Here is a 20,703-nt window from a genome sequence, read left to right on the forward strand (position 1 = left end):
GGCGGGGCCGCGGTGCACGGGCGCTACTCGGACTTCTCGACCTCGTCGCTGCCGACGGCGTCGACGTCCGCCGGGTCGCCGGTCGGGGCCTCCGCGACGGCCGGCTCGGCGTCGGCGTCCGGCGCGGGCGCCTGCGGAGCGTCGGCGACGACCTCCTCGGCGACCGGGGCCTCGGCCACGACGTCCTCGACCGCGGGCGTGTCGCCGAGGATCTCCTCGACGCTCGGGGCGGCCTCGACGATCTCCTCCGCGGCCGGGGCGGCGTCGACGATCTCCTCGGCGGTGGAGGCGGCCTCGACGACCTCGTCGGCGGCGGGCACCTCCTCGACCACGGCCTCGACCTCGGCGACGGTCGCGTCGGTCGCGGCGGCGATCTCCTCGGTCGCGGGCGCGGGCTCCTCGGCGGCCGCAGCCTCCTCAGCGGGCGCAGCCTCGTCCGCGGGCGCGGGCTCGTCGGACGGCGCAGCCTCCTGCGCCGGCGCGGGCTCCTCGGTCGCCGCCGACTCGTCGGCCGCGGGCGCCTCGGCCGCCGCCGCCTCGTCGGCCGGCGCCGGCTCCTCGGCGACCTCGGTGGGCACCTCGCCCGCCGGCGCGGCGGCATCTTCCGCCGCGGCGGACTCGGGGGCGGGCTCGGGCTCCGGCGGCGCCTCGGTCAGCCGGCCGCCGTTCTCGACGACGAGCTTGTACTGCTCGGCCAGCGCCGGGACCGCGGTGACGATCCGCAGGATCTTGTCCACCGGGCCGCTGGCGCGCAGCGCGCCCTTGGACAGCGCGACGGTCGGGTTGACCTCGCCGCTCAGCCAGCCGTGCACGGTGTCGCCGTCGGTGCGGACGATCACCTCGGGGTTGAGCTTCGACGGGCCGACCTCGACCCGGCCCGGCTCGCCGGCCACCGCCCGGATGGTCACCTGGCCGTCCGGGGACTTCGTCTGCACGCGGACGGTCGTGTCGACCTTCTGGAGCTTCGCGTAGAGCGCCTCGTCGGTGACGGCGTCCTGGAAGACACCGCCGACCTGCGCGTGGAGCTCGTCGGGGCTAGCGAACTGGGCCATGACCGGGAGGCTAGTCGTCGGAGCGCTGCAGCAGCAGCGCGATGCCCTGGCCGCCGCCGATGCACAGCGACACGAGACCGAACTCGTGGCCGCCGCGCTCCATCTCGTCGAGCGCCTTCGCGGTGATGACCGTGCCCGACGCGCCGATCGGGTGCCCGAGGGCGATCGCGCCACCGTTGGGGTTCACGCGCGGGTCGTGGTCGTCGAGCCCGAGCTCGATCATCACGGCCAGCGACTGGGCGGCGAACGCCTCGTTCAGCTCGATGACGCCCATCTGGTCGAGCGTCAGGCCGGTGCGGCCGAGCACCTTCTGGATCGCCGGGACCGGGCCGATGCCCATGATCTTCGGGTCGACGCCGCAGGTGCCGTAGCCGAGGATGCGCGCGCGGACCGGCGCCCCGAGCTCCTTCGCGCGGTCGGCGTCCATCAGCACGACCGCGGCGCCCGCGTCGTTCATGCCCGACGCGTTGCCGGCGGTGACGGTCGCGTTCTCGCCCTTCGCGAACGCGGGCTTCAGCGCGCCCATCGCCTCGAGCGAGGCGTCGTGGCGGATGTGCTCGTCCTTGAGGAAGTCCACGAGCTCGCGCTTGACCTTCACCGGGACCGGCACGATCGACGGGTCCAACCGGCCCTCGGCCTGCGCGGCGGAGGCCTTCTTGTGGGAGGCGACGGCGAACGCGTCCTGGCGCTCGCGGGAGATCTGGTGCTTCTCGGCGAGGTTCTCGGCGGTGACGCCCATGAGGATCCGGTTGAACGGGTCCGTGAGGCCGCCCATGACCGGGTCGGTCATCTTCGACTCGCCCATCCGCGCGCCCCAGCGGGCGTTGTCGATCCAGTACGGGCCGCGGCTCATCGACTCGGCGCCGCCCGCGAGCGCGACCGACGCCTCGCCGGTCTGGATCGTCTGCGTGGCGGTCACGATCGACTGCACGCCGGTGCCGCACAGGCGGTTGACCGTGTAGGCGGGCGTCTCCTTCGGGATGCCGGCCTCCATGCCCACGACCCGCGCCATGTACATGTCGGCGGGCTGGGTGTGGATGACGTTGCCGAAGACGACGTGCTCGACGGCGGACGGCTCGATGCCCGCGCGCTCGATCGCGCCGCGCGCGGCGATCGCCCCGAGCTCGGTCGGCTTGACGTCCTTGAGGCTCTTGCCGTAGCCGCCGATGGCGGTGCGGGCGGCGGAGGAGATCACCACGTTGGTCATGGCGCGAACTGTAGGACCCACGCGGCCGCGCGCGCGGCGACGTCCCGCTCGTGGCCGCGCAGGAAGTGGTCCGCCCCGGCGATCTCGTGGTGCGTCGTCGCCGCCCAGCCGGCGGTCAGCTCCCGCAGCGAGGCGGGCGGGAAGAACGCGTCGCGCTCGGCGGCGAGCACGAGCTTCGGGCGCGTGTCGGTCGCGATCACCGGGGCGACCATCGCCAGCGCCGGCGCCACGAGGATCCAGCCCCGCACGCGCGGGTCGTCGATCAGCGACGCGATCCCGCCGCCGAACGAGTAGCCCGCCAGCCACACCGACCCGTCCCCGAGCTCGGTCAGCGTCTGGTCGACCGCCCGCCGCGGGTCGGACGAGACGAAGTCGAAGGTGTGGGCCCCGACGAGCGCCCGGGCCAGCGTCGTGACGACCGGGTCGTGGCGGGTGCCGCCCATGTCGGGATGCGGGTGCAGGACGACGGCGCGCATGCGCGGACCCTACGCCCCGCCACGCGGGCGTCCACGCGCCCGTCGCGTACGCCGCAGCGTCCATGGGATCCGCCACATCGGCGCTGGTAGCGTCGCGCCATGCTCCAGAACTTCATCGCCGGCACGTCCGTCGCCCCGTCCGGGGACGGCGCCCACGACGTCCACAACGCCGCCACGGGCGAGGTCATCGCGCAGCTCGGCGTCTCCTCCCGCGACGACGTCGACGGTGCGGTGGAGGCGGCCCGCAAGGGCTTCGTCGAGTGGCGTGCCGCGACGCCGTCGGAGCGGTCGCTGGCGCTGCTGCGGATCGCCGACGAGATCGAGGAGCGCGCCGACGAGCTCGCCCGCATCGAGACCGAGAACACCGGCAAGCCGCTCGCGCTCGTGCTCAGCGAGGAGGTGCCGCCGGCGGTCGACCAGCTGCGGTTCTTCGCCGGGGCCGCCCGCAACCTCCAGGGGCTCGCGTCTGCCGAGTACATGGCGGGGCACACCTCGCAGATCCGGCGCGAGCCGATCGGGGTGACCGCGGGGATCACGCCGTGGAACTACCCGTTCATGATGGCGGTCTGGAAGTTCGGACCGGCGCTCGCGGCCGGCAACAGCATGATCCTCAAGCCGTCGGAGAACACGCCGACCTCGACGCTGTGGATGGCGGAGATCATCGCCAAGCACACCCCCGAGGGCGTCTTCAACGTGCTGCTCGGACGCGGCGAGACCGGCGAGGCGCTCGTCCGCCACGAGGGCGTCGACATGGTCTCGATCACCGGGTCGGTCCGGGCGGGCAAGGCGGTCGCGGCCGCCGCCGCGGACTCGCTCAAGCGCGTGCACCTCGAGCTCGGCGGCAAGGCCCCCGTCGTCGTGTTCGACGACGCGGACGTGGCCGCCGCCGCGGAGATGATCGCGGGCACCGGGTACTTCAACGCCGGCCAGGACTGCACCGCCGCCACCCGCGTGATCGTCGGCCCGGGCATCCACGACGCGTTCGTCGAGGCGCTCACCGAGCAGGCCCGCGGGACGAGCTACGGCGACCCGTTCGACGAGGACACCTACATGGGCCCGGTCATCAGCCAGGTCCAGCGCGAGCGCGTCGCCGGGTTCATCGAGCGCGCCCCCGCCCACGCGACGGTCACCACGGGCGGCAACCCGGCGTCCGGCGGCGGCTACTTCTACGAGCCGACCGTCGTCACCGGGCTGCGGCAGGACGACGAGATGATCCAGGAGGAGATCTTCGGCCCGGTCATCACCGTGCAGCAGTTCGCCGACGAGGCGCAGGCGCTCGCGTGGGCCAACGGCGTGAAGTACGGGCTCGCCTCCAGCGTCTGGACCAGCGACCACGGCCGCGCGATGCGGATGGCCCGCGACCTCGACTTCGGCTGCGTGTGGATCAACACCCACATCCCGCTCGTCGCCGAGATGCCGCACGGCGGCTTCAAGCAGTCCGGCTACGGCAAGGACCTGTCCGCCTACGGCTTCGAGGACTACACGCGCATCAAGCACGTGATGAGCAACATCGAGGAGTAGGTGCCGGCTACGGCAGCTCGCGCGGCAGCCCGAACAGCGGGTACACGTCCGGGGTCACGAAGCCGGTGATCTCGGTGATCCGCCGGTCCGCGTCGAGGGTGAGCACCTGCAGGACGGTCGGCAGGTGCACGCCCTCCCCCCTCGTCCCACGAGTAGGTGCCGAACGCCAGCTGGCCGTTGGCGCGGGCCGGGACCACCCGCACGCGCCGGCGGCCCTCCGCCCCGTACACGCGGCCGTTGAACGCCCACTCGCGCAGGAACACGAACAGCTGCTCGCCGCGGAACCACGTCGCCATCGGCGGCATCGTGATCGCCGCGTCGTGCGCCAGCATCGCGGCGATCCCGTCGACGTCCCCGCGCTCCCACGCCTCCACGTAGCCGTCGACGATCCGGCGCAGGTCCTCGTCGTCGAGCGTGCGCAGCGTCGCCTGCTGCGACTGCGCGGGCAGCTTCTCCTCGACCGCACGGCGGGCGCGCTGCAGGGCGCTGTTGACCGCGGGCACGGACGTCTCGAGCGTCTCCGCGGCCTCCTTGGCGCTGAAGCCGAGGACCTCGCAGAGGATGAGCGTCGCGCGCTGCGAGGCGGGCAGGTGCTGCAGCGCGGCGATGAACGCGAGCTCGACCGCCTCCCGCTGCTCGTAGCGGGCGGCGGGCGCGGCGCGCCCGTCGACGAGCCCGACGCGCTGGTCGGGGAACGGCTCGATCCAGGCGGTCTCGGTGAGCGGCGGGCCGGGCCCGTCGTGCGCGTCGGTCGCGGGCCCGAAGTCGGTGGGCAGCTGGCGACGCCCGGTGCCGGAGATGACGTCCAGGCAGGCGTTCGTCGCGATCCGGTAGAGCCAGGACCGCAGCGAGCTGCGCTGCTCGAACCGCGGCAGGCCCCGCCAGGCGCGCAGGAGCGTGTCCTGCAGCGCGTCCTCGGCGTCGTGCGCGGAGCCGAGCATCCGGTAGCAGTGGGCGTGCAGCTCCCCGCGGTAGGCCTCGACGAGCGCCCCGTAGGCGGTCTCGTCGCCGCGACGCGCGGCGTCCAGCAGCGTGCGTTGGCGGGCGGAGCTCAGCGCGACCATCCGCGCCGAGCCTACCCGGGGCTCAGGCGGTGAGCCAGATCGCGTCCTCGCGCAGCTCGACCGGGAAGGTCTTGAGCTTGCGCGCCCCGAGCGTGCCCTTGACGACGCCCGCGATCGGCTTGAACGCGCCCTGCGGGCCGCGGGTCATCGCGCCCGTGCGCACGTCGAACAGCGCCGAGTGCCACGGGCACTCCAGGCAGCCGTCCGCGTCGACGCGGCCCTTGCCCAGCGGCGCCCCGAGGTGCCGGCAGCGGTTGGACACCGCGAACGGCTCGCCGCCGCTGAGGCCCACGGCGAGCGTGCCGTGCGGCGTGTCCTCCACGATCGTCACCTGCGTCTCGCCGAGCTCGTCGACGCCCACCAGTCTCGTAGCCATGCCCCGCCTACGGGCGTCGACGCGCCAGGGGTCACGGCGGCGGCGGGACGTTCACCGCCGCCGCCGCGGGAGGACCGGACGGACGGTGGTCGCGCCCTGGCCGCCGTCGCGGGCGCGGACCGCCAGCCGCGCCCCGCGACGGCGCGGCAGCTGCCGCACCCCGGCGGCCGGCGGGTTCCGGGAGCGGCCCGCGCGGGCGAGCAGGTCCTGCCCCCAGCGGAGCGCCGACAAGACCGCAACTCCCGCCGACGGCGCCCGTTGGCGCGAGTACCCTAGGTCGAGACCGTGGACGCCCCCGTCACCAGAGCCCCCGCCGCACGTCGCCTCCTCCGGGGCGGGCCGTTGCTGCGCCTGCGCTCGGACGAGCAGCTGCTCGCGTCCTTCCGGGCGGGCAACGACGACGCCTTCCAGGTGCTCCACGACCGCTACCGCCAGCGGCTCTTCACCTACGCGCGGCAGATGCTCGGCGGCTCGACCTCCGACGCCGAGGACGCGATGCAGGACGTCTTCCTGCGCGCCTATGGCGCGCTGCGGGCGGACGAGCGGCCCGTCTCGGTGCGCGCGTGGCTCTACCGGGTCGCGCACAACCGCTGCATCGACCAGCTGCGTCGCCCGCGGCCCGCGACCGTGGAGCTGCACGACGAGCTCCAGGCCAGCGCGCTGCACGACCCGCTGACCGAGGCGTCGCGACGGGAGGACCTCCAGCGGCTCGTCACCGACGTCGGCCGGCTGCCCGAGCAGCAGCGCTCGGCCCTGCTCCTGCGCGAGATGGAGGGCCTGAGCTACGTCGAGCTCGCCACGGCGCTGGAGTGCAGCGTCCCCGCGGTGAAGTCGCTGCTCGTCCGCGCCCGGATGGGCCTCGTCGAGCAGGCGGAGGCCCGTGCGCTGTCGTGCGCGGACATCCGTGACGACCTCGACCAGGCGCACGACCGCGGCGTGCGGATGACCGGCCGCGCGCGCCGCCACCTGCGCGACTGCGCGGCCTGCCGCTCTTACCGCGACACGCTCAAGGGCGTCTCCACCGGCCTGCACTCGCTCAGCCCGTCGGCGGGCCCCTGGGGCCTCGTCATGAAGATCCTCGGCATCGGGTCCGCCGGATCCGGGGCTGCCGCCGGCGGTGCCGCCACCATGGGCGCGGGCGCCGCGTCGGGCGGCGGCGTCGCGCTGATCGGCGGGGGCGCGGCCGCGACGGCGAGCAAGGTCGCCGCCATCGTCTGCTGCGCAGCGGTCGTCGGGGGCGGGGCCGCCGAGGTCCAGCACCGCATCGTGCCGCCGAAGAAGCAGGAGGAGCGCGGGCAGCGTGCCGCCGCTCCGCGGGCCGCCGCCCCGGTCGCCGCGGCGGCCGTCGCCGCGCCCGCGCCTGCCGCCGCCCGCCGCGCGGCCGAGCGGCCCACGGGCGCCACGAGCGAGCGCCGCAAGGCCGAGAAGGACCGCCGGCGGACCGCGATGCACGCGGAGACCGACGACGCCGCGCTCCCCGCGATCGGCCTCGGCACCGCCGACGAGCCCACCGCGGACGGCGGCCTGGGCGGCGACCCCGCGGCGGCACCCGTCGTCGACCCGACCGGTGGCGCCCAGGCGCCGGACGAGCCGGTCGCGCCGACCACGACCGACACCGGCCCGACCGCGCCCACGACCGGGACCGGGCACGGCACCGGGACGGGTTCGGGCAGCGGGACCGGGACGACGACCGCCACCACGACGCCCGGCGCGCCCGCCGGGCAGCCGACCACGGTGGAGCCCCCGCGGGACACCGGGGCGCCCGCCGGCGCCGCGGCCCCCGCCGCCGGCCCGGGCGGTGCCAGCGGCCCCGGGCCCTCCGGCACGGTCCGCCCCTAGTGGCGCGCACCCCCGCCGCGGACGCCGGGCTCGAGCACGAGGAGGTGCTGCTGCGCCGCGGCCCGCGGTCCGGCCTCACCACCGTCGTCGCCGTCCACTCCACCGCCCGCGGCCCGTCGCTCGGCGGCTGCCGCATGTGGCGCTACGACGGCCACGACGCGGCGCTCGCCGACGCGCTGCGCCTGAGCCGGGCGATGACCTGGAAGTCCGCGGTCGCCGGGCTGCCGCTCGGCGGTGGCAAGGGCGTCATCGCGCTCCCCGCCGGGGCGCCGGCCCCCACGGGGGCGGCGCGCCGCGCCGCCCTGCTGGACTTCGCCGAGACCGTCGCGGTCCTCGACGGCCGCTACGTCACCGCCGAGGACGTCGGCACGTCCGCGCGCGACCTCGGGGTGATGGCCGGGGTCACGCCGCACGTGGCGGGCCTCAGCCGGGCACGGGGCGGCTCGGGCGACCCGTCCCCGTGGACGGCGCTCGGGGTCCTCGAGTCGATCCGGGCGAGCTGCGAGCGCGCGTTCGGCAGCGCGGACCTGCGCAGCCGCTCGGTCGCGGTGGTCGGGCTCGGGCACGTCGGCCTGGCGCTCGCCGGGCTGCTCGCCCGGGCCGGCGCGACGCTGCTCGTCACCGACATCGTCGCGGCGCGGCGCGAGGACGCGGCGCGCCCGGCGCCCGCTGGATCGCGTCGGGACGCGCGCTCACGGCCCCGGTCGACGTGCTCGCGCCGTGCGCCCTGGGCGGCGTGCTCGACGCCGACGCGGTCGCCGCCCTGCAGGCGCCGGTGGTCGCAGGCGCCGCCAACAACCAGCTCGCCGACGACGCGGTCGCCGGCCTGCTCGCCGACCGCGGGGTCCTCTGGGCGCCCGACTTCGTCGCCAACGCGGGCGGGATCGTGAACATCAGCGTCGAGCTCGAGCCGGACGGCTACGACCCGCGGCTGGCCCGCCGACGCGTCCGCGGCATCGGCGAGACGATGCGGACCGTGTTCGCGCAGGCCGACGCGACGGGATCCACCCCGCTGGACGCGGCGATGACGCTGGCCCGTCGGCGCGTCGCCGAGGCGGGCGGCGCCTAGACGACGCCGTCCGGATCGGCGGTCGACGTCTGCGCGCGGGCCCACTTCTGGGCCTCCTCGCGCTCGGCCTCCGCCTCCTCGGGCGTCTGGTCGGGCCAGTGCCCGTGCTCGTCGTAGAAGTCGCGCGCGGCCTCCTCGTCGCCACGCACCCCGTGACCGGTCGCCATGTACGCGAACATCGCGAGGACCGACAGGACCCCGGTCGCGAGGACGATCGTGCTCCAGATGCCGATGCCGAACACCCACCGAGGGTAGCGCCCGGCCGCGGCGGTCCACCCCGCCGCCCGACCCGGCATGCTGCGGGCGTGTTCCGCATCCTCTTCTTCGAGCCGCGCATCCCGCCGAACACCGGGAACGCGATCCGGCTGTGCGCGGTGACCGGGTGTGCGCTGCACCTCGTCCGGCCGCTCGGGTTCGACCTCACCGACGCGCAGCTGCGCCGCGCGGGCCTCGACTACCACGACCTCGCCGACGTGACCGTGCACGACGACCTCGCCGCCGCCTGGGCGGCCCTCGCCCCCGCGCGCGTGTTCGCGTTCACCTCGCGCGGGGGCACGCGCTACGCCGACGTCGCGTACGCGCCCGGGGACGTGCTGCTGTTCGGGCCCGAGCCCACCGGCCTGCCCGACCACGTCCTCGACGACGAGCACGTCACCGAGCGGGTCACGATCCCGATGCTGCCCGGCCGCCGCTCGCTGAACCTCACGAGCGCCGCGTCGATCGCCGCGTACGAGGCGTGGCGCCAGCACGACTTCGCCGTGCCCGACGCGTAGCGCGCCGGCTCAGATCGCGCCGTGCAGCCAGGTCGGGACCTCCGGCCGCTCGACGCCCCCGGGCAGCCGGCCCTCCTCCTCGAGCTTGTCGAGGTGCGCGGCCATCGTGATCGCCGCGGCCGGCCGCAGCTCCGCGGGCGCGTCGCCCCACGCGGCGTCCAGCAGGCCCTCGATCGTCCGCCCGCCCGCCGCGAGCGCGGCCACGAGCTTGCGCTCGCGCTCCAGGCGGTGCTCGAGGTACTCGTCGAGCTTCGCGTGCGGATCGTCCACCAGCGGGCCGTGCCCGGGGCAGATCAGCACGAGGTCGCGCGCCCGCAGGCCGCGCAGCGCGGCGAGATAGCCGGTCAGGGCCCCCGGGGAGGGGGCGACGAACACGCTGCCGGTGCCCAGGACGGCGTCGCCGCTGAAGAGCACCCCGTCGTCGGTGACGAACGCGAGGTGGTCCGGCGCGTGCCCGGGGCTCGCGACCGCGGTGAGCGGCCCGAACGCGGCACCGTCGGCGAGCGCGACGTCGGCCGGGAAGCGCGCGGCCCCGACGAGCGGGACCTCGCCGTCGCCGCGCAGCCGGTCCATCAGGGCGGCGTGACCGCCGACGTGGTCGGCGTGGTCGTGGGTCAGGGCGATCCCGCCGACGCCGCCGCGCTCCCGGGCGACGGCCGCGACCGCCTCCTGGTGCGACGCCTGCTCGGGACCGGGGTCGACGATCCAGCACGGCTCGCGACCGACCACCCAGGTGTTCGTGCCGGTCAGCGTGAACGGCCCCGGGTTCTCGGCGCGCACCAGCGCGATGTCGTGGTCCTCGAGCGTGCCCATCGTCGGCGGATCGTCGCACGCGGGCGCACGCCGCCGCCGATACCGGGTCGAGACCTCCGGGGCCCGGACCGCCGCTAGCGTCCGCGGCCATGTTCAGCAAGCTGTCCCGGCGCGCCAGGTCCAGTGGTGCACCGCCCGTCCCGGGCCCCGGTCCCGCCCCCGCCGGCGGGCCGTTCGCGGGCATGACCGCGGGCGCGTTCCCCGCGCTCGTGCCCGGCCGTGCACCGGTCGTCCTGCCGCCCGACCCGCTCGAGCAGCTCGAGCGTCTCGCGCTCCTGCACCAGCACGGGGCGCTCACCGACGACGAGTTCCGCCAGCAGAAGACGAAGCTCCTGGACGAGCTGTAGGGACCGCTCCGCCGCCGGGAGGGTCGCGGCCATCCTCCGGATGCGCCACGATGAGGGGGTGGCCCACCCGCCCGACCGGCTCAGCGCCCTCGACGCCTCGTTCCTGGACCTCGACACCGCGGTCGCGCCGCTGCACGTCGGCTGGACGATGCGGTTCGAGGGGACGGCGCCCCCGGTCGCGCAGCTGCGCCGCCACCTCGAGGCGCGCCTGGACCACGTGCCGCGCTTCCGCCGCCGCGTCACCGCGCCGCGCCTGGGCCTCGGCGACCTGCGCTGGTCCGACGACCCCGGCTTCGACGTCGCGCGCCACGTCCACGCGCTGCGGCTCGCCGCCCCCGGCGGCCCCGGGGAGCTGCGCGAGCTCGCCGGGACGCTGCTGTCCGTTCCGCTGGACCCCGCGCGGCCGCTGTGGCGGCTGTACCTCGTCGACGGGCTCGCCGGCGGGGGCTTCGCGCTGATCGGTCAGGCGCACCACGCGCTCGTCGACGGGATCGCGGCGATCGAGGTCGCGCTGCTGCTGTTCACCCCGGAGGCGCCCGCCCCGGCCGACGGGACGGACGGGGGTCCGTGGCTGCCCGCCGGGCCGGTGCCGCTCGTCGACGGGCTGACCGACGCGGTCCGCTCCCGGGTCGGGGGTGGCGGCCGGACCGCGCGGGCGCTGCTCGGGGCGGCCCGGCGCACCGACGCCGCCCGGCTGCGCGAGGTCGCCGGGGCGCTCGAGTCCTTCGCGCGGCCGTCGGCGGCCACGAGCCTCGACCGGACGGTCGGGCCGGCGCGCGAGGTCGCGTTCGCCACCACCGACCTCGAGGGCGTCCGCGACGCGGGCCGCCGCCACGGCGGGACGATCAACGACGTGCTGCTGGCCGCGTGCGCGCTCGCGCTCGGCCGGGCGCTGCGCCGCCGCGGCGAGCAGCCCGAGACCGTGAAGGTCCTCGTGCCGGTGAACGTGCGCGACGGCACGCCCGGAGGGCGCCGCCGCGGGCAACAAGATCTCGTTCGTCGGCGTCGACCTGCCGGTCGCCGAGACCGACCCGGTGCGCGTGCTGCGCCGCGTCCGCGCCCAGACCCGGGCCGCGAAGGCGGCCGGGGAGGCCGGCCCGCTCGCCGCGCTGGCCGACGCCGCCGACGTGCTGCCCGCCACGGCGCGTCGCGCGGTCACCCGCACCGCGGCGAGGGCCGCCTCGTTCACGGCGATCGTCAGCAACGTGCCCGGACCACCGGTCGACCTCGGGCTGCTGGGCCGCCCGCTGGCCGCGCTCTACCCGGCGGTGCCGTGCCTGGACGGGCACGCCCTGACGATCGGGGCGCTGAGCTACCGCGGGCGGCTGCACGTCGGGGTGACCGCCGACGCGGTCGTCGTGCCCGACGCGGTCGATCTCGCCCGGGACCTCGAGCAGGCGTTCGACACCCTGCGCGTCCTGCCCGCCGCGCGCGAGGGCACGCCCTGGCGCGAGCGGGCCCGCCGCCGCCGTCCCGCCGGGACCGCTACTTCGCGGCCAGGCGCGAGACGGTCCCGTTGAGCGACACGACGTAGACGCGGCCCGCCGTGTCCTCGCCGAACGAGGCGAGGCCCTCGACCTTCGGCAGGCCCGCGACGCGCCGCGACGTCGAGCCGGAGGCCTTGAGCTCGCCCGCGTAGATCTCGCCCTTGCAGAAGTCGCTGTAGACGTAGCGGCCGCGCAGCGCGGTCAGGGCGGGGTCGCGCACGACGTAGCCGCCGGTGATCGAGCACCAGCCGTCGTCGTGGGAGTGCTCGATGACCGGCTTGACGTGGCCCGGGGCGCTCTCGCCCTGGCGGAACACGCGCGAGCCCTCGAACGGCCGCCAGCCGAAGTTCGCGCCGGCGCCGGCCGCGCGGCCGTCGCGCCGCTGCACGAAGTCGACCTCCTCGATCTCCCCCTGCCCGACGTCCCCGATCACGAGGTCGCCGGTCGAGCGGTCGAAGCTGAACCGCCAGGGGTTGCGCAGGCCGTAGCTGAAGATCTCCCGGCGGGCGCCCGAGCGGCCGACGAACGGGTTGCTCGACGGCACCCGGTAGGCGCGCGAGCCGGTGCGGCGCGGATCGATCCGCAGCAGCTTGCCCAGCAGCGAGCCGAGGTCCTGGGCGTTGCCGCGGCTGCCGTGCTCGTCGCCCGCCCCGCCGCCGTCGCCGGTGGCGATGTAGAGCAGCCCGTCCGGCCCGAACTTCATGAGGCCGCCGTTGTGGTTGGACTCCGGGTCGTCCATGCGGAGCACCAGCCGGGCGCTCGAGCGGTCGGCGCGGTCCGCGGTCGCGCGGCGGTACTCGACGACCCGCTGCTTGGCGGCCTTGTCGGTGTAGTAGACGTAGAACCGTCCGGTCCTGGCGTAGTCGGGCGGGAACGCGACCGACAGCAGTCCCTGCTCGCCGCCCGCGGTGACGAGCGAGCGGATGTCCAGGAACGGCACGGCGAGCTTGCGTCCGCCGCGCACGACCATGATGCGGCCGCCCTGCTCGACGACGAACAGCCGCCGCCGGTCGCCGGGCGCGCCGGTGACGTAGAGCGGCTGGGTGAAGGAGCCGACGCGCCGCAGCTGCACGCCGGTGGCCTGGGCGGCGGCGGCGCCGGACCCGGTCGTCGCGGCGGGTGCGGCGTCCTGCATCGCCGAGGTCGGGGTCGAGCTCGCGACGGTCGCGGTGTCGTCGTCGGCCCCGCACGCGGCGAGCGCCGGGGCCAGCAGGCCGAGGGTCAGGAGCAGCAGCGGTCGCCGGGACATGCCAGCAGGATCGCACTTCGGAGGGCCCGCATGGCGCACCTGAGAGACTCGGCGCCTATGCGCGAACGCACCTTCGACGTGATCGTGATCGGCGCCGGCCCCGCCGGCGAGGTCGCCGCCGGACGCCTGGCCGACGGCGGCAAGGAGGTGGTGGTCGTCGAGGAGCACCTCATCGGCGGCGAGTGCTCCTTCTACGGCTGCATGCCGTCCAAGGCGCTGCTGCGCCCGGCCCAGCTGCTGGCCGAGGTGGCGCGCGTGCCCGGCGCCACCGAGGCGGTCACCGGCGAGCTCGACGTCGCGGCGACACTCGCGCGACGCGACCAGGTGATCCACGACCTCGACGACGCCTCCCAGCTGCCGTGGCTGCAGGAGCGCGACATCGCCGTCGTGCGCGGCCACGGCGTCCTCGCCGGCGAGCGCGAGGTCCGGGTCGGGGACGAGCTGCTGCGCGCGCGGGACGCCGTCGTGCTGGGCGTCGGGACGCGCGCGATGCTGCCCCCGATCGACGGGCTCGAGGCGGCCCGGCCGTGGACGAACCGCGAGGTCACCACGACGAAGGAGCTGCCCGCGTCGCTGGCGATCCTCGGCGGTGGCCCGATCGGCTGCGAGATGGCCGAGGCGTACCGGTCGCTCGGGGTCGTCGTGACGCTGCTGGAGGGCGGGGACCGGATCCTCTCCAAGGAGGAGCAGTTCGCCTCGGCGCTGGTGACCGAGTCGCTGCGCACGCGCGGCGTCGACCTGCGCACGGGCGTGCGGGTCGGGCGCGTGGAGCGCCCCGAGCCGGGCGGCCCGGTGACGCTCGTGCTGGAGGGCGGCGGAGACGTGACCGCCGACGAGCTGCTCGTGGCCGCCGGCCGCCGGTCGCTCACCGCGGACCTGGGCATCGAGGCGTTCGGCGGCGAGCCGGGCCGGCCGATCGAGGTCGACGACCAGCTGCGCGTGCCCGGCCACCCGTGGCTGTTCGTCTGCGGCGACGCCAACGGCAAGGCGCTGCTGACGCACGTCGGCAAGCACCAGGCGCGGATCGCCAGCGACGTCATCCTCGGCCGTGACGTGCGGCTGCGGCCCAGCATCGATCCGCCGCCGCGCGTCACGTTCACCGAGCCGCAGGTCGCGGCGGTCGGCTACACGCTCGCGCAGGCGAAGGCGGCGGGCATCAACGCCCGCTCGGCACGCGCGACGACCTCCGGCAACGCGGGCGCGTCCTTCCACGGACGCAACACGCCGGGCGAGTCGCGGATCGTCATCGACGACGACCGTGGCGTGCTCGTCGGCGCGACGTTCACCGGGCCCGACGTCCAGGACTTCCTGCACGCCGCGACCGTCGCGATCGTCGGCGCGGTCCCGCTGGAGGACCTGTGGCACAGCGTGCCGGCGTTCCCGACCCGCAGCGAGGTCTGGCTGCACCTGCTGGCCGACGCCGGGCTCTGAGCGCCCGGCCGCGGCGGGTCACCGCCCGCTACGGGCGGTCGTAGGACTCGGCGGGGAACTGCGGCAGCGCGGTCAGCGTGCCCGCCCGCGTGTACGGCTTCGCGAGGCGGCACGCGGGAGCCGAGGGCACCCCCCCGCCGGGCCGCTCGCCGACGTGGTTGCAGTCCCACGAGGCGTAGGCGCCGGTGTCGGCGAGCTCCTTGCCCGAGAGCACCCCGGGGTTGTGGTAGGCGTTGCCGCGGTTGCCGCTGACGCGGTTGGTGTGGATCGCGGCGGTCTCGACGCCGAGCGGGCCGAGCTGGCGCAGGTAGTGGCCGGGCGCGCCGGGCACCTGCGAGACGGTCTTCGCCCCGGTCGCCACGCCGAGGTTGCCGAACATGTCGGCGAGCGTCGCCTCGTTGTGCGCGACCCAGTTGAGGGTCGGGTTCAGCTCGCCCAGCCACGGGCCGAGCTCGTCGAGCACCGGCCGCAGGCCGTCGAGCACCTCCGCGGTCGCGGGCAGCGAGCGGCGGGAGATGTCGATCAGCGGGTCGAGGTCGGTGAACAGCCGCTGCAGGTCGGGTCCGAAGTCGCCGAGCGCGTCGAGCGTCGGGGCGAGGTCGTCCATCGCGACCTTCAGGTCGGCGACGACGGGCTGGCCGACGCGCGCGAAGCGGTCGAGCCGGCGGAACGTGCGGCGGGACTCGTCGAGGAACGTCGGGAAGACCTGGAAGGTGCGGGCGAACGCCTCGCGCTCGCGCTGGATCGCGGTGAAGACCGTGTTGCCGTTGCGGATGACGCGGTCGAGCTGGTTCTCGCGGCGGGTGATCGCCTGGAACACGAGGCCGGTGTTGCGGACGAGCCCGCCGAGCGCCGCGCGCTGCTCGTCGAGGACCTCGAGCAGGTCGCCGCCGGTCGTGACGAACCCGGGCAGGTTGCCGAGCGCGTCGTTGAGGTCGTCGCCGCGGTCGCGGATCGACCCGGCGGCGGAGCGCTGCCAGGTGCGGAACGCCTGCCGCGTGAACGGGTCGAGGGTGTTGAGGATCTCGTCGAGCTCGACGGTCGGCTGCACCTGCCGCGGGCGCAGGATCTCGCCCTCCCCGAGCTTCGGGGCGTCGCGGGTGCCCGTGGTCATCGCGACGTAGGTCTCGCCCAGCAGCGTCTTCTGGCGCAGCGTGACGCGCGCGTCGCTGGAGATCGGCGCGTACCGCGGGTCGATCTCGATCGTGGCGAGCGTCGCGTTGCCCTCCGGGTCGCGTTCCTTCGCGCGGACCTTGCCGATCGGCACGCCGGCGACGCGCACGTCGGCCTCGACGGCCAGCTGCGTCGCCTCGGGCAGCGCCACCTTGAAGCGGTAGCCCTCGGGCTTCAGCGGCGTCGAGCCGCCGAAGCTGATCCAGAGGAAGAGCAGCAGGCCGAAGCACGACAGCGCGAACAGCACCATCGTGAGCAGCCGGCCGACGGTGGGCGCCTGCTTGACCATCAGCCGGCCTCCCCCGTCTGCGCGAGCTTCGTCGCGCGCTCGGCGGCACGCTCGCTGGCGCGCAGGTCGCGGCGCACCTTGGCGCGGCGCGCGGCCGCCCCGTCGCCGCCGCAGATCGACGGGTCGGTGAGCACGCCGGTCAGGCCGAGCAGGAACTCCGAGGCGGGCAGGCTCGCGACCGTCGACTCGAGCACGTTGCAGGTGCCCGCGATCGTGATGCTGCGCATCGGGCCGTTGGCGTCCGCGTTGTTGAAGAGGTTCACCGACTGGTGGCCCAGCCACGCCAGCGCGAACGCGTAGCCCTCCTCGCGGCCGCGCTTGTCGGCGGGCTCACGACCGTTCGGGTTGTACCCGAGCATGTTGAAGAGGTGGTTGAGCACGGTGAACGTGCGCTTCAGCTGCGGCTCGGCCGCGACGAGGTCGGCGGCGGCGGGGCGCAGCTCGCGCACCAGCGGCCGCGCCTCGCGGACGAACGGGCGGATGTCGGTGCGCAGCAGCGGCGTCGCCTCGCGGGCGAACGGCAGCACCCGGTCGTTGGCGCGGCGCAGGGCGCGCGCCACGGGGCGCAGCTCGTCGGCGGCGGGCCGCAGGACCTTCGCGAGCTGCTCGACCTTCGCGAGCCCGTCGCGGGTCTCCTCCAGCGCGCCCGGCAGCTCGCGGACGGTGCCCTGGACGCCGTCGCGCTCGGCCGCGAGCGCGGTGAAGACGCGGTTGGAGGTCTGCACGAGCTCGGTGAGGTCCTCGGGCTCCTCGCCGAGCTTGGTGGTGAGCCGCTGCAGCGAGTTGATGAGCCGGCGCAGCTCGGTGCGCCGCTGCGCGACCGCGGTGGAGACGGCGGCGAGGTCGCGGTTGGTCGGCTCGAACCGGCGCAGGACCTCGCGCAGGTCGTCGTCGCGGCCCTTCAGGCCCTTGCCCGCCCCGTCCAGCAGCAGTTGCAGGTAGTCGCGCGTGTCGGTGTCCAGCGACTGCAGGAACTCGTCCGGGTTGACGTCCGGCAGCGTCGAGGCGATCGGGAGGGTCCAGCCCTCCTTCACCAGCGGTGCGGCCTTCGTGCCCGGGTCGAGCTCGATGAACATGTCCTTCAGGCCGGTCTTCGGCCGCAGCAGCGCCTTCGCGTCCTCGCGGACGAGGTCGTCGTACTTGCGGTCGAGCTCCATCGTGATGATGGCGCGGCCGTCCTTCAGCTCCGCCTTGGAGATGTCGCCGATCCGCACGCCGGAGACACGGACGGTCTGCCCCTGGCCGGGGGTGACCGCCTGCGCGGTCGCGAACTCGGCCTTGACGATGAACGGGCTCTCCTCGATCAGCGGGAACCGCAGCCGCTGCTTCTCGAGGATGTAGCCGCCGACGATCGCGGCGATGGTGAACAGGCCGATGACGGCGAACAGGTCGCCGCGACGCTTCTTGATCGCGCGGATCACTCGCCCGCCTCCCGGATGCGGCGGGCGTCGGCGGCCCGCTGGGCGGTGGCGCGCGCGCCGAGACGCTCGGCGGCGGCCTTCGTCAGCGGCTCGGTCACGACCTTCAGGGTCTTCTCGAGGCCCTCGATCTTCAGCTGGCGGCGCAGCCACGTGATCGCGCTGCCCTGGGACTTCGCGAGGCGCTCGGCGTAGGCCTCGCCGGAGGTGCGCACGCGGCGGCCGACGGGCGGGCCCTCGGGGATCGACTGCACGTTCGGCGCCTCCTGCGTCTCGCAGGGGGACGTCCGGCCGCATCGGCGGGTGCTTCGTCTTCGCGGGCGGGTTGACGCCGCCGAGCGGGGCGCTGGTGAGCAGGAAGCGGCCGGCCCCGATCGAGTACACGAAGTTCGCGCCGCCCTTGGCGGTCGTCTTGATGTACTGGCCGTTGCCGTCGAAGCCGCGGCTCTCCCCGGCGATGCCCGGGAGCCACTTCACGCCCTCCTGGAAGACCTTGCCGTTGGCCGGGAAGTTCTTGTCCTCGATCTTGCTGTTGGCCGTCGGCTGGATCACCTGGATCTGGCAGCTCGAGAGCAGCCGCGCCTGCTCCTGCAGCGGGACGCCGCCGACGTTCAGCTCGACGAGGTCGGGCACGACGCGGCGCAGGTCGCGGGCGAGGCCGCCGAGCTCGGCGGAGCGCAGCAGGCCGCGCAGCTCGCGCAGCAGCGGCAGCTGCGCGTCGAGCGACGGGCCCGCGGCGCGGACGGCCGGACGCAGCTCGCGCGCCAGGCGGCGCAGCGGCGGCAGCGCGGTGTTCAGCTCCCCGAGTGCGCGGTAGCCGGTCTCCAGCGTGTCGTCGAGCACGTCGACGGCACGCCGCAGGTTGCCCTGCTCGGCCTGGAAGGCGCCCGCGACCGTCGAGAAGTTCGTGATCAGGCCCTTGAGCGCGGCCGGGTCGCGGTCGAGCGCCTGGGCGACGACGCCGGCGCGGTCGACGTAGTTCGACAGGTCGTGGATGAGGATGCCGCGGGTGGCGTCGGCGACGATCGCGCCGTCGCGGTAGGCGGGCTCCCAGTACTGGATCGAGCGGTTGAAGCCCGCCGCACCGCCGTCCTGCAGCGCGCTGCCGTACTCCTGCAGCACGGTCTGCAGGTCCTCGCGGGTGTTCGCCTGCAGCGACTCGAGGACCTTGCCGAGGCCGACGGGCGCCGCGGTCTGCGTGAGCGGGATCGTGTCGCCGTCCCCGACGACCGGCGCGGTCGGCGACCCGGGCGTCATGTCGATGAAGACGTTGCCCTCGAGGAAGATCCGCGGCCGGATCTTCAGGCGCGCGTCGCGGTGCACGGGCAGGCCGCGGTCCTGGAGCTTCATCGTCACGACGACGCCGGGCGACCCGGGGTCGGGCTTCTCGACCTTCGTGACCTCGCCGACGGTGACGCCGGCGACGCGCACGGGCGACTTCGCCTTGACGCCCGCGGCGTCGCGGAACGCGGCCTTCATCTCGAACGGGTCGGCGAGCGGGTTGGCCTTCGTGAAGCCGAAGTAGACGCCGACGACGGCGAGGACGAGCACGAGCAGCCCGACGCGGAACGGATCGGCGGTCTTCTGGCCGCGTCTCATGGCAGGAGCTCCGGCGGCAGCTTCGGGCCCACCTGGGGCGAGCGCGAGAAGGTCTGGCCCTCGGGCACGCGCGGCCGACCGGTGAAGGTCGGGCCGGAGTTCCCGGGGATGTGCGGGTCGACGACGATGTTCTGGTCCGCGGGGCCGTACGCGTTGAGGCGCTGGTGGTAGCCGCGCTGCCCGGACTCGCAGTCGGCGTTGCCCTGCTCGTCGATCGCCGCGCCGTAGGGGGTCAGGTGCAGGTTCATCGGCGAGCCGGTGAGGGTCGGCTCGCCGTTGGCGGGCCGGGCGGCGCCGAGCGTCCCGACGCTCGAGGCGAGCGGGTTGACCGTGCGCGAGGCCTGGTTGAGCAGGGTGCGCTGCGACGTGCCGGTCGGGTCGGGCTCGGTGAGGTGCTCGCTGACGTGGGTCCAGGCGTAGTTGAAGTAGTTGCAGACCGTGATGTGCGGGCCGAGGAACCGCACGAACGGGTTGAGGATGTCGACCGTGCGGTTGACGCCACGGATCGCCGCCGGCGTCGCCGGGTCGCGGGCGAGCCGGTCCGCGGCCTGCAGGACGCCGCGCAGGTTGCGGTTGAGCTCCGGGGTGCGGCGCTGGACGCGCGCACCGGTCTCCAGGGCGGGCGTGATGCGGGGCAGCGTGCGCGGCAGCTGGCGGGCGACCCGCTCGACGGAGCCGCTGAAGGCCGCGAAGTCCCGCAGGAACGGCCGCTGCGTGCGGAGCGACGCGATGCCGGTGCGCAGCGTCGGGCCGGACTTCTCGATCGTCTGCTGGAGCTTCTCGGGGTCGCGCGACCAGGCCTCGAACACGTCCGCGCCGGCGGTGAACTGGTTGGCGTACTGGTCGGCGATCGGCGCGACGACGCGCGCGGCGTCGCCGAGCTCCTTGAGGAAGCGGACGAGCTGGGTGTCCTCGTCGGAGAGCACCGTCATGACCGGCTCGAGCGCGCCGAGGAACCGCGGCAGGTCGGCGATCGCCTCGTTGACGGCGACGCCGCGGCCGCTGAGCGCGGTGCCGAAGCCCTCGACGTTGCGCTGCACGGACGTCCGCGTCCGCTCGTCGAAGATCGAGTAGAAGTCGTCGAGCTCGACCGGGAAGGTCGCCTGGTCGGCGGGGAGCGTGTCGCCGTCGCGGAACGTCTGCGTGGCGGTGCCGCGCGTGATCTCGACGTACTTGAGGCCGAGCACCGAGCGCGGGCGCAGGTCGACGGTCGAGTCGACGGGCAGCGGGTCGCCCTTGTCGTCGAGCTTCAGCGTGATCTCGGCCCCGGTGGTGCCGTCCGGCAGCCGGACGGGCTCCATGTCGGACACGATGCCGACGCGGAAGCCGCCCTCGCGCACGTCGTTGCCGGGCAGGACGTTCGCGCCGCTGGCGACGCGCACCTTCAGCTCGGTGGTCGGGACGAACGGCAGCCCGGAGTTCGCGTTGTACGCCAGGAACACCGCGACCGTGACGATGAGGACGGTGACGGCGCCGACGAGGACCGGGTTGGCGACGACGCTGGGACGGTTGCGCGACAC

Annotated in this window: 18 protein-coding genes and 3 pseudogenes; 9 read left to right on the forward strand and 12 right to left on the reverse strand. The window is 75.1% G+C overall.

Features of this window, described 5'->3' with window-relative positions; translation table 11 throughout:
* Window positions 1-23: 23 nt before the first annotated feature.
* From GKE82_RS07895 to GKE82_RS07905, 3 genes are read right to left on the reverse strand one after another with little or no spacing between them, the layout of a single operon-like run.
* Window positions 24-1,052 carry a hypothetical protein gene (locus GKE82_RS07895; protein ID WP_154732924.1) on the reverse strand — a complete coding sequence of 343 codons (1,029 nt, stop codon included), beginning with the start codon at window positions 1,050-1,052 and terminating at the stop codon, window positions 24-26.
* 10 nt (window positions 1,053-1,062) lie between these two features.
* On the reverse strand, window positions 1,063-2,259 hold the full coding sequence (locus GKE82_RS07900; protein WP_154732925.1) for an acetyl-CoA C-acyltransferase: 1,197 nt from the start codon (window positions 2,257-2,259) through the stop codon (window positions 1,063-1,065).
* Window positions 2,256-2,735, reverse strand: a complete 480-nt coding sequence (locus GKE82_RS07905; RefSeq protein WP_107571353.1) for an alpha/beta hydrolase — start codon at window positions 2,733-2,735, stop codon at window positions 2,256-2,258. Before GKE82_RS07905 ends, GKE82_RS07900 begins: the two co-directional genes overlap by 4 nt.
* A gap of 99 nt (window positions 2,736-2,834) precedes the next feature.
* Here GKE82_RS07905 and GKE82_RS07910 point away from each other — a divergent pair, with 99 nt between their 5' ends.
* The gene (locus GKE82_RS07910; RefSeq protein ID WP_154732926.1) at window positions 2,835-4,256 is read left to right on the forward strand and encodes a gamma-aminobutyraldehyde dehydrogenase; all 1,422 of its coding nucleotides are present in this window, start codon (window positions 2,835-2,837) and stop codon (window positions 4,254-4,256) included.
* 7 nt (window positions 4,257-4,263) lie between these two features.
* Here the strand turns inward: GKE82_RS07910 and GKE82_RS07915 are convergent.
* From GKE82_RS07915 to GKE82_RS07925, 3 genes and pseudogenes are all read right to left on the reverse strand, one after another.
* Window positions 4,264-5,320: pseudogene (locus GKE82_RS07915) on the reverse strand (sigma-70 family RNA polymerase sigma factor).
* Window positions 5,321-5,342: 22 nt separating this feature from the next.
* On the reverse strand, window positions 5,343-5,696 hold the full coding sequence (locus GKE82_RS07920) for a Rieske (2Fe-2S) protein (protein ID WP_154732927.1): 354 nt from the start codon (window positions 5,694-5,696) through the stop codon (window positions 5,343-5,345).
* A gap of 51 nt (window positions 5,697-5,747) precedes the next feature.
* A complete protein-coding gene (locus tag GKE82_RS07925; RefSeq protein WP_154732928.1) occupies window positions 5,748-5,927 on the reverse strand; it encodes a hypothetical protein in 180 nt (59 codons plus the stop codon).
* A 54-nt stretch (window positions 5,928-5,981) separates the two neighbouring features.
* On the opposite strand from GKE82_RS07925, the gene GKE82_RS07930 reads away from it, so the two are divergent.
* The 3 genes and pseudogenes from GKE82_RS07930 to GKE82_RS30630 all read left to right on the forward strand — a co-directional run bounded on the left by GKE82_RS07930 (window position 5,982) and on the right by GKE82_RS30630 (window position 8,604).
* Window positions 5,982-7,535: an RNA polymerase sigma factor gene (locus tag GKE82_RS07930; protein ID WP_154732929.1), complete on the forward strand. Its 1,554-nt coding sequence runs from the start codon at window positions 5,982-5,984 to the stop codon at window positions 7,533-7,535.
* A 134-nt stretch (window positions 7,536-7,669) separates the two neighbouring features.
* Window positions 7,670-7,879, forward strand: a pseudogene (locus GKE82_RS31280) (Glu/Leu/Phe/Val dehydrogenase dimerization domain-containing protein); the annotation flags it as partial.
* 365 nt (window positions 7,880-8,244) lie between these two features.
* Window positions 8,245-8,604 carry a hypothetical protein gene (locus GKE82_RS30630; RefSeq protein WP_309233492.1) on the forward strand — a complete coding sequence of 120 codons (360 nt, stop codon included), beginning with the start codon at window positions 8,245-8,247 and terminating at the stop codon, window positions 8,602-8,604.
* Here GKE82_RS30630 and GKE82_RS30635 read toward each other — a convergent pair.
* Window positions 8,601-8,846, reverse strand: a complete 246-nt coding sequence (locus GKE82_RS30635; protein WP_107571346.1) for a hypothetical protein — start codon at window positions 8,844-8,846, stop codon at window positions 8,601-8,603. The genes GKE82_RS30630 and GKE82_RS30635 overlap by 4 nt on opposite strands.
* Window positions 8,847-8,909: 63 nt before the next feature.
* Here GKE82_RS30635 and GKE82_RS07940 point away from each other — a divergent pair, with 63 nt between their 5' ends.
* Window positions 8,910-9,377 (forward strand): tRNA (cytidine(34)-2'-O)-methyltransferase, encoded by a 468-nt coding sequence (locus GKE82_RS07940; protein WP_107571345.1) that lies wholly within the window; start codon window positions 8,910-8,912, stop codon window positions 9,375-9,377.
* Window positions 9,378-9,386: 9 nt separating this feature from the next.
* Here the strand turns inward: GKE82_RS07940 and GKE82_RS07945 are convergent, their stop codons facing one another.
* A complete protein-coding gene (locus tag GKE82_RS07945) occupies window positions 9,387-10,190 on the reverse strand; it encodes an MBL fold metallo-hydrolase (protein WP_154732930.1) in 804 nt (267 codons plus the stop codon).
* Between the two features lie 89 nt (window positions 10,191-10,279).
* Between GKE82_RS07945 and GKE82_RS07950 the strand changes: the two genes are divergently transcribed.
* From GKE82_RS07950 to GKE82_RS31290, 3 genes and pseudogenes are all read left to right on the forward strand, one after another.
* Window positions 10,280-10,537: an SHOCT domain-containing protein gene (locus GKE82_RS07950; RefSeq protein WP_154732931.1), complete on the forward strand. Its 258-nt coding sequence runs from the start codon at window positions 10,280-10,282 to the stop codon at window positions 10,535-10,537.
* A 40-nt stretch (window positions 10,538-10,577) separates the two neighbouring features.
* Window positions 10,578-11,381: pseudogene (locus GKE82_RS31285) on the forward strand (wax ester/triacylglycerol synthase domain-containing protein); the annotation flags it as partial.
* 196 nt (window positions 11,382-11,577) lie between these two features.
* Window positions 11,578-12,057: a WS/DGAT domain-containing protein gene (locus tag GKE82_RS31290; RefSeq protein WP_375337038.1), complete on the forward strand. Its 480-nt coding sequence runs from the start codon at window positions 11,578-11,580 to the stop codon at window positions 12,055-12,057.
* Here GKE82_RS31290 and GKE82_RS07960 read toward each other — a convergent pair.
* Window positions 12,023-13,273, reverse strand: coding sequence for a sorbosone dehydrogenase family protein (locus GKE82_RS07960; protein WP_154732933.1), 1,251 nt, complete (start codon window positions 13,271-13,273; stop codon window positions 12,023-12,025). The genes GKE82_RS31290 and GKE82_RS07960 overlap by 35 nt on opposite strands.
* Window positions 13,274-13,330: 57 nt before the next feature.
* Here GKE82_RS07960 and GKE82_RS07965 point away from each other — a divergent pair, with 57 nt between their 5' ends.
* Window positions 13,331-14,704 carry an NAD(P)/FAD-dependent oxidoreductase gene (locus GKE82_RS07965; RefSeq protein WP_154732934.1) on the forward strand — a complete coding sequence of 458 codons (1,374 nt, stop codon included), beginning with the start codon at window positions 13,331-13,333 and terminating at the stop codon, window positions 14,702-14,704.
* Window positions 14,705-14,732: 28 nt separating this feature from the next.
* Here the strand turns inward: GKE82_RS07965 and GKE82_RS07970 are convergent, their stop codons facing one another.
* From GKE82_RS07970 to GKE82_RS07980, 3 genes are read right to left on the reverse strand one after another with little or no spacing between them, the layout of a single operon-like run.
* Window positions 14,733-16,166, reverse strand: coding sequence for an MlaD family protein (locus GKE82_RS07970; protein WP_154732935.1), 1,434 nt, complete (start codon window positions 16,164-16,166; stop codon window positions 14,733-14,735).
* Window positions 16,166-19,183 carry an MlaD family protein gene (locus GKE82_RS07975; protein ID WP_154732936.1) on the reverse strand — a complete coding sequence of 1,006 codons (3,018 nt, stop codon included), beginning with the start codon at window positions 19,181-19,183 and terminating at the stop codon, window positions 16,166-16,168. Before GKE82_RS07975 ends, GKE82_RS07970 begins: the two co-directional genes overlap by 1 nt.
* Window positions 19,180-20,703 carry an MlaD family protein gene (locus GKE82_RS07980; protein WP_158277001.1) on the reverse strand — a complete coding sequence of 508 codons (1,524 nt, stop codon included), beginning with the start codon at window positions 20,701-20,703 and terminating at the stop codon, window positions 19,180-19,182. The genes GKE82_RS07975 and GKE82_RS07980 overlap by 4 nt, the downstream gene beginning before the upstream one ends.

It is taken from the genome of Conexibacter sp. W3-3-2, assembly GCF_009707605.1.
Lineage (GTDB): Bacteria > Actinomycetota > Thermoleophilia > Solirubrobacterales > Solirubrobacteraceae > Paraconexibacter > Paraconexibacter algicola.

Bases quoted from the DNA above. Each gene is read 5' to 3' on its own strand.
- GKE82_RS07895 (WP_154732924.1), bottom strand. From the start codon at position 1,052: ATGGCCCAGTTCGCTAGCCCCGACGAGCTCCACGCGCAGGTCGGCGGT.
- GKE82_RS07950 (WP_154732931.1), top strand. From the start codon at position 10,280: ATGTTCAGCAAGCTGTCCCGGCGCGCCAGGTCCAGTGGTGCACCGCCC.
- GKE82_RS07910 (WP_154732926.1), top strand. From the start codon at position 2,835: ATGCTCCAGAACTTCATCGCCGGCACGTCCGTCGCCCCGTCCGGGGAC.
- GKE82_RS07965 (WP_154732934.1), top strand. From the start codon at position 13,331: ATGCGCGAACGCACCTTCGACGTGATCGTGATCGGCGCCGGCCCCGCC.
- GKE82_RS07960 (WP_154732933.1), bottom strand. From the start codon at position 13,273: ATGTCCCGGCGACCGCTGCTGCTCCTGACCCTCGGCCTGCTGGCCCCG.
- GKE82_RS07970 (WP_154732935.1), bottom strand. From the start codon at position 16,166: ATGGTCAAGCAGGCGCCCACCGTCGGCCGGCTGCTCACGATGGTGCTG.
- GKE82_RS07945 (WP_154732930.1), bottom strand. From the start codon at position 10,190: ATGGGCACGCTCGAGGACCACGACATCGCGCTGGTGCGCGCCGAGAAC.
- GKE82_RS07900 (WP_154732925.1), bottom strand. From the start codon at position 2,259: ATGACCAACGTGGTGATCTCCTCCGCCGCCCGCACCGCCATCGGCGGC.
- GKE82_RS07920 (WP_154732927.1), bottom strand. From the start codon at position 5,696: ATGGCTACGAGACTGGTGGGCGTCGACGAGCTCGGCGAGACGCAGGTG.
- GKE82_RS07905 (WP_107571353.1), bottom strand. From the start codon at position 2,735: ATGCGCGCCGTCGTCCTGCACCCGCATCCCGACATGGGCGGCACCCGC.
- GKE82_RS07975 (WP_154732936.1), bottom strand. From the start codon at position 19,183: ATGAGACGCGGCCAGAAGACCGCCGATCCGTTCCGCGTCGGGCTGCTC.